General features: G+C 48.6%; 5 protein-coding genes. 3 read left to right on the top strand and 2 right to left on the bottom strand.

The window, feature by feature from the left end; genetic code table 11:
- The coding region (locus GX117_08710) for a hypothetical protein (protein ID NLO33420.1) at positions 1 to 399 on the bottom strand (399 nt) is incomplete at its 3' end.
- Between the two features lie 511 nt (positions 400 to 910).
- Here GX117_08710 and GX117_08705 point away from each other — a divergent pair.
- The 3 genes from GX117_08705 to GX117_08695 all read left to right on the top strand — a co-directional run bounded on the left by GX117_08705 (position 911) and on the right by GX117_08695 (position 4,597).
- Positions 911 to 1,903, top strand: a complete 993-nt coding sequence (locus tag GX117_08705; GenBank protein ID NLO33419.1) for a prepilin-type N-terminal cleavage/methylation domain-containing protein — start codon at positions 911 to 913, stop codon at positions 1,901 to 1,903.
- A gap of 138 nt (positions 1,904 to 2,041) precedes the next feature.
- A complete protein-coding gene (gene rmuC / locus GX117_08700; protein NLO33418.1) occupies positions 2,042 to 3,592 on the top strand; it encodes a DNA recombination protein RmuC in 1,551 nt (516 codons plus the stop codon).
- A gap of 138 nt (positions 3,593 to 3,730) precedes the next feature.
- Complete coding sequence (locus tag GX117_08695) at positions 3,731 to 4,597, top strand: hypothetical protein (GenBank protein ID NLO33417.1); 867 nt, start codon at positions 3,731 to 3,733, stop codon at positions 4,595 to 4,597.
- Positions 4,598 to 4,749: 152 nt separating this feature from the next.
- On the opposite strand, the gene xylA is transcribed toward GX117_08695, so the two are convergent.
- Positions 4,750 to 6,066: a xylose isomerase gene (gene xylA / locus GX117_08690; protein NLO33416.1), complete on the bottom strand. Its 1,317-nt coding sequence runs from the start codon at positions 6,064 to 6,066 to the stop codon at positions 4,750 to 4,752.
- Positions 6,067 to 6,081: the final 15 nt, after the last annotated feature.

The following is a 6,081-nucleotide window of genomic DNA, read 5'->3' as shown; positions in this document are numbered from 1 at the left end:
GATGGACAGGATGGACGCGATGGACAGGATGGACGCGATGGACAGGAGACGCACAAAACCTTCCGGTGTAGGGGCGCGATTTATCGCGCCCGAGGTGTTTGTATCGCTAAGACGCTGCGTTACTCGCGCTGGCTTGAGTACCGGCGCGTTGGACGCCAAAGAAACCTTGCGTTTGCAATGAAGCGGTGGCGCAGGGTCTTGGGCGCGATAAATCTCGCCCCTACAGGTGTTGCGTCGAAGCGTGCGGGCGGGGTGTTGCGGAAGCCCGGGTGCAGCGCCTTGGATTAATGACTGCGCCGCCTCCGCCGCCACGGGATTCTTCGCTGCCTTCAGAATGGCGTGGGAAAGCGAGGCTAGAAACAGGGTTGAGAACCGGCGCGTGGTAGTTGGGTAGGGCACTGGCGGTCCTGTGCTTTCCTTCTCTGATAACAACTGATAGCGAGCCGATCCGCAGCAGTGGAACACCAGCGACCGCATACACCATTACGGCGCAATTCACGGCCCATACTGCTTTTATGAAACCCGAGTATCTGAGCCATTTGTCGGTTGCTCAATCTTTGGCTTTTAAGTGTTTCTAGTTTTACAGGGTCATCTCGTGTAAATTGGTGGTGGGCAATTACGGACTCTTTCGGTTCTTTCAACAGAACTATTGTACCGAAGATCTCTGTGATGTCCTCTTTTTTTTTGGATCGGTTGCATTTCAACCTTGAACCGCCCTGTATTTTAATAGTAACTGGATTCTTGAACACAAAACAACGTATGCTATTGAAAGGCAAAAGTATCGGCTAAGCCCCTCGTAAGGGGAGCTATTGACTGCCTAATCCCAAAGATTAAAAAAAACGTGGCCGCCCTTTGAAGCGGCATGGGTTATAGAATCGTTTCTACGGTTCAGACAAGGAATTAAGGTGAAATGAATAGAAAACGGCAAGGATTTACGCTCATAGAACTGCTGGTAGTGATTGCGATCATTGGCATTCTCGCGGCCATTTTGTTGCCTGCGCTCGGGCGCGCCCGTGAAGCGGCGCGGCGCAAATCGTGCATGAATAACCTCAAACAACTGGGTACTATATTTGCCCTATACGCCGATGAGTCAAAAGGACTGTATCCCCGTGTGCATGCCGATGAACCTTGGGGCAATGACTTGCCGGCAGGATGTATCGAGCCGGACCCCGAAGCGAACCGTGCCGCCCTCGCCCCCCGAATAACCGGACTTTATCCCGACTACCTGACCGATCTGAACGTGCTCGTATGCCCTTCCGATCCTGACGCCGGAGATGCTGATCCCTTATGGATTGTCGAGGCGGCGCCCGGTGAGTCTTGTTGGTGTGCGGGAATGCCCGCCCGTCCCGACGTCAGCTACGTCTATTACGGCTATGTTTTGGATAAGGCAGAAGACACAGCACCGTCTATTGACGCATCCTTTTTCGGCGCGCCCGCTGCGGCACGGCTGCCTGCGCAGATGGTCTATCTCATGGCCATGATTTCCTTCATGGAAGGCGAGGCCTTTCTTCAGGGACCTTTAGGCGATAAAAATCCCGATAACGATACGATCTTAGACAAAGATTTGCGGGACGAAATGAAACATGATCTCATAGCGATGATGTCGCAACCGCCTCAAGAGTCCATCGGCAATGGTAACGGCAATAGCTTGTTGCGTCTTCGTGATGGGGTGGAACGCTTCCTGATTACCGATGTGAACGCATCCGGAGCCGGCGCCATGGCACAAAGTACCATCCCGGTCATGTGGGATATCGTATCCGCCGCTGTTCATGGCAGTGCCCAATTTAATCACGTGCCGGGAGGAGCCAATGTGCTCTTCATGGATGGGCATGTTTCATGGGTTGTTTATCCGGTTGCCTTCCCCGCTTCCAAGGGATACGCGTTAATGTCCTCCTTTTTTTAACAGCTAGCATTTTTCTCGGCTCTTTTGTACAAAATGAAGCAGGGGGGATGACACGCCTCTGCGCCGGCGCGAATAACAATCCTTCATTGTTTTCGTTCGACACAGGCAAAACTGAAAGGATAAGGAGCAAGTAAAGGTATGACATCGCTAATACCCATTTTTTCTTTTGTCTTTGGGATTGTCGTCGGGGGGATCGGCGCTTGGTTCCTTTCCAAGAACAGTCGTGCATATATACAAATAAATGAGGAGCTTCTTAAAGTACAAGAGCGTTTCAAACATTCCGAGCAGCAGCGCTCAGACCTGCAAATAGCCCTTGAAGGATCACGGCATCTAACAGAAACAATACGAATAGAACTTTCTGAACAAATGAAAAAGTGCGCAGCCGCAGAGACAATCAATGAGCGCATACCGGAATTGGAGAAAAAACTCACAGAACGTGAGTCACAAATGAACGCCTTGTTGGAAGAGCAATCGAAACTAAAATCCCAGCTCGCTGAGCAGCAGGCGCGCCTGGAAGAGGAGCGCAAGGCCTATGAAGAAAAATTGGTCTTCTTGGATCGGGCGCAAGTCAAATTAACCGATGCATTCAGTGCCTTATCGGCGGAAGCGCTTAAAGCCAACAATACGTCCTTTTTGGATTTGGCCCGGGAAAACCTCAAGAAATACCAAGCCGTTGCACAAGGTGATCTTGAGTTGCGCCAAAAATCCATTGATCAGTTGGTCAAACCGCTTCAAGAATCTCTGGAGACTGTCAACAAACGTATCCAAGAGGTTGAAAAAGATCGTACCATTGCTTATACCTCTTTGACGGAACAAGTCAAACATATGGCGCGCACCCAGTCTAGGCTTGAACAAGAAACCTCCAATCTTGTTAAAGCGCTGCGCTCACCGATTACGCGCGGACGGTGGGGTGAGATTCAACTGCAACGGGTTGTTGAAATGGCTGGAATGCTGGAGTATTGCGATTTTTTCCAGCAAGAATCGGTTGACACGGAAGCAGGGCGTTTGCGCCCGGATATGATCATTAAGTTGCCCAGCAACAAAACCATTGTGGTCGATTCCAAAGTTTCACTGGAAGCCTATCTCTCTGCCCTTGAGGCGCCTGATGAGACTGAAAAAACACGTCTCATGAAAGATCACGCACGCCAGATACGGGATCATATTGCGCGCTTATCAGAAAAGAATTACTGGAGTCAGTTTGAGGCGTCACCGGAATTTGTTGTCTTGTTGTTGCCGGGAGAGCCGTTTTTCAGCGCGGCCCTAGAACAAGATCCCGCTCTGATTGAAAAAGGGGTCGAAAAACAGATCATTATTGCCACGCCGACCACGCTCATCGCTTTATTAAAAGCAGTTGCTTACGGTTGGCGTCAAGAGCGTCTGGCGGAAAACGCCCAAAAAATTAGCGATTTAGGTAAAGAGCTCTATCAGCGTATTCAGACCTTGGCGCAGCACTTCCAGTCTTTAGGCAGAAACCTTGAAGGCGCTGTGAGTTCCTACAATAACGTTATCGGCAATTTAGAGTCCCGTGTGCTCGTTTCGTCTCGACGATTTAAAGAGTTGGGTATTGCTCAGGAGAAAGAGATTCCGGAACTATCTCCGGTGACCCAGTCCCTTCGCTCCTTAGATGCACCTGAGCTGAAGGTACAACCGGGACAGGAATTTGAGCAAATTACAGAAAGTGACCTATAATCGCTTGCCGGAGTCTCATACAGTTTTGACAGCATTTGAAAAGAGGCGTACAAAGTTTGATTTTTGTGGTATGAGCTCTTTATTATGATAGATCGTAGTATTTGTTAACAATAAACTTGCAGGATAATGAATCCCATAATGAACGGAAATACCTCTGGAATTCGTGTCTTTTTGAGTAGGCTGAGCGCTTTGTTCACTGGTATTTTTCGAAGTTCCAAATCCGCTGTTGATCTCAGCGGGAAATTGGTCTTGATGGACAGTGACGAATTGTTGCTGGTGTGGGAGCGACGACTGCGCAATATTCGTCTTCAAAAAGAAGAAGAGGCGTGGATTGGCTTTGAAAAGAAATACGGCAGAGGGAACCCCCTTGTTACCGATGCCTTTGTGAAATGGCAAGAAACCTTGTACCGTTATATAGAACGGGAAAAGGATCGGTTTTTGCGCGAACGGCGCGGTTCAAAAAGCGCGCTCTTCAACTTGATTCGAAAAGGGGCAAAGACCATTGTTGTCACCAAAGGCGCTAAGCCCTATACGCAGAAGTGTTTTAATCTTTTAGGGCTGTCGCCTTATGTTTCTCAAATCTACTCTCCGCCTCCCGGTTCCCGTCAAAAACAATTCGTCGATGCTGTCCTTGAAAATGGGATTAATTCCCTACAACGTTGTGTAAAAGATACGATTGTTGTGGGTCATGACTTAGAAAAAGACATGGCATGGGATCTGGTTCCTCCGCAAAATCAAGAAAATGATGGACACGCGCCCGTCTTTTTATTGTTGGACACCATGGTTTTCGGTCAGGACGTCATTGCCCCTTTAGACGCCATGACGGAGATTATCGAATTGTTGAATAAGCGGGGCAAGAATGATTTTTGGCGCGGATTTAATTCTTTCAAAGTTCCGGGCAAAGGGCGCAGCAAAAATTATTCCTTCGGCATAACCTTATATGGCAATCCACAATTTGTGGACAAAGGAAAGATACCTTTAATCTACGATATCCGCCCTCTTTAATTTTGGGTGATGATCGTGCCCGCATAGAAGAGAGGCGCTTTCCCTGTGCAGACAGATCAATTGATGTCGGATATCACGAAACCTTAGCGATAAAAAAGGCGGCCGCCCAGGGTGGGAGCAGCCGCCTGAAATCATCGTTGTTCAGTCTTGGGTCAGCAGATATAGTCGTTCAAAAGATTCTCCAACATTTCTTGACGACCGCTGACGATCTTGGGTTCACCATGTTTGAGCGTGTAGGCTTCCAGTTCTTCGAATCCCACTTTGCCCGCTTCAATGTCTTTGCCAATGCCCGTCTTCCATCCGGCATAGCGTTGATCAATAAATTTCTTGAAGACTTTGTCTTTGTGAAGGTTGGCGGCGATTTTGAGGCCCCGCGCGAAGCAGTCCATAGCGCCTATGTGGGCATGAAAGAGATCCACGGTGTCAATGGATTGTCTGCGGACATGGGCGTCAAAATTGAGTCCGCCCTTGGTGAAGCCGCCCGCCTTGATAATGGAGTACATGGTCAAGGTCGTGTCGTAGAGGTCGGTGGGGAATTGGTCTGTATCCCAGCCCAACATTAAGTCCCCGCGGTTGGCATCGACAGAACCAAAGATTCCGTTTGCCGAGGCATATTCAATTTCGTGCATTAATGTGTGACCTGCCAAGGTCGCATGGTTTGCTTCAAGATTCAGCTTGAAAGTTTTATCCAGATTATAGCGCTGCAAGAAAGCGTAACAACTGGCAGCATCAAAATCATATTGGTGTTTGGTAGGTTCCATGGGTTTGGGTTCAATATAGAACTGTCCGTCGAACTTTATCTTTTTCGCATAGTCCACCGCCATATTCAAAAAGAGACCCAAATGATCTTGTTCTTTGCCCATGTCGGTGTTGAGTAAGGTTTCATAGCCTTCCCGTCCACCCCAAAATACGTAGCCCTGACCGCCGAGATATTTGGTTACTTCAATGGCTTTTTTTACCTTTGCCGCGGCATAGGCGAAAATAGCGGGCGAAGGATTGGTCGAGGCGCCGGACATAAAACGAGGATGCGAAAAGAGATTGCAGGTTCCCCAAATCAGACGGATGCCCGTATCTTTTTGCATCTTCTTCGCGAGCTTAACAATGTGATCAAGATTTTTTTGGGTCGCAGCCAGCGTATCTTCTTCCGGTGCAATATCGCTGTCGTGAAAAGCCCAGAATTTCACACCCAGTTTGGTAAAGAATTCAAAAGCAGCTTCAAGGGTTTGTTCGGCGATCTGTAAGGGATTGTCCCCTTCATTATAGATGCGCTTCATGGTGGGCACGCCAAACATGTCCGAGCCCTCCCCCTTAAGGGTATGCCAATAACTCACGGCGAAACGCAAATGATCGGCCATCGTTTTGCCCATCACTTTTTCGTTTGGATTGTAATGCTTAAACGAAAGAGGATTTTTGGAATCAGGGCCTTCGAATGCAATGGGTTTTGACACTTCAGGAAAATATACAGTCATGACTCACTCCTTAGG

The organism is Candidatus Hydrogenedentota bacterium (assembly GCA_012523015.1).
Taxonomy (GTDB): Bacteria; Hydrogenedentota; Hydrogenedentia; order Hydrogenedentales; family CAITNO01; genus JAAYBJ01.
Note: the sequence above shows the minus strand (reverse complement) of the source record. Positions and strands in the feature narration are given on the sequence as shown.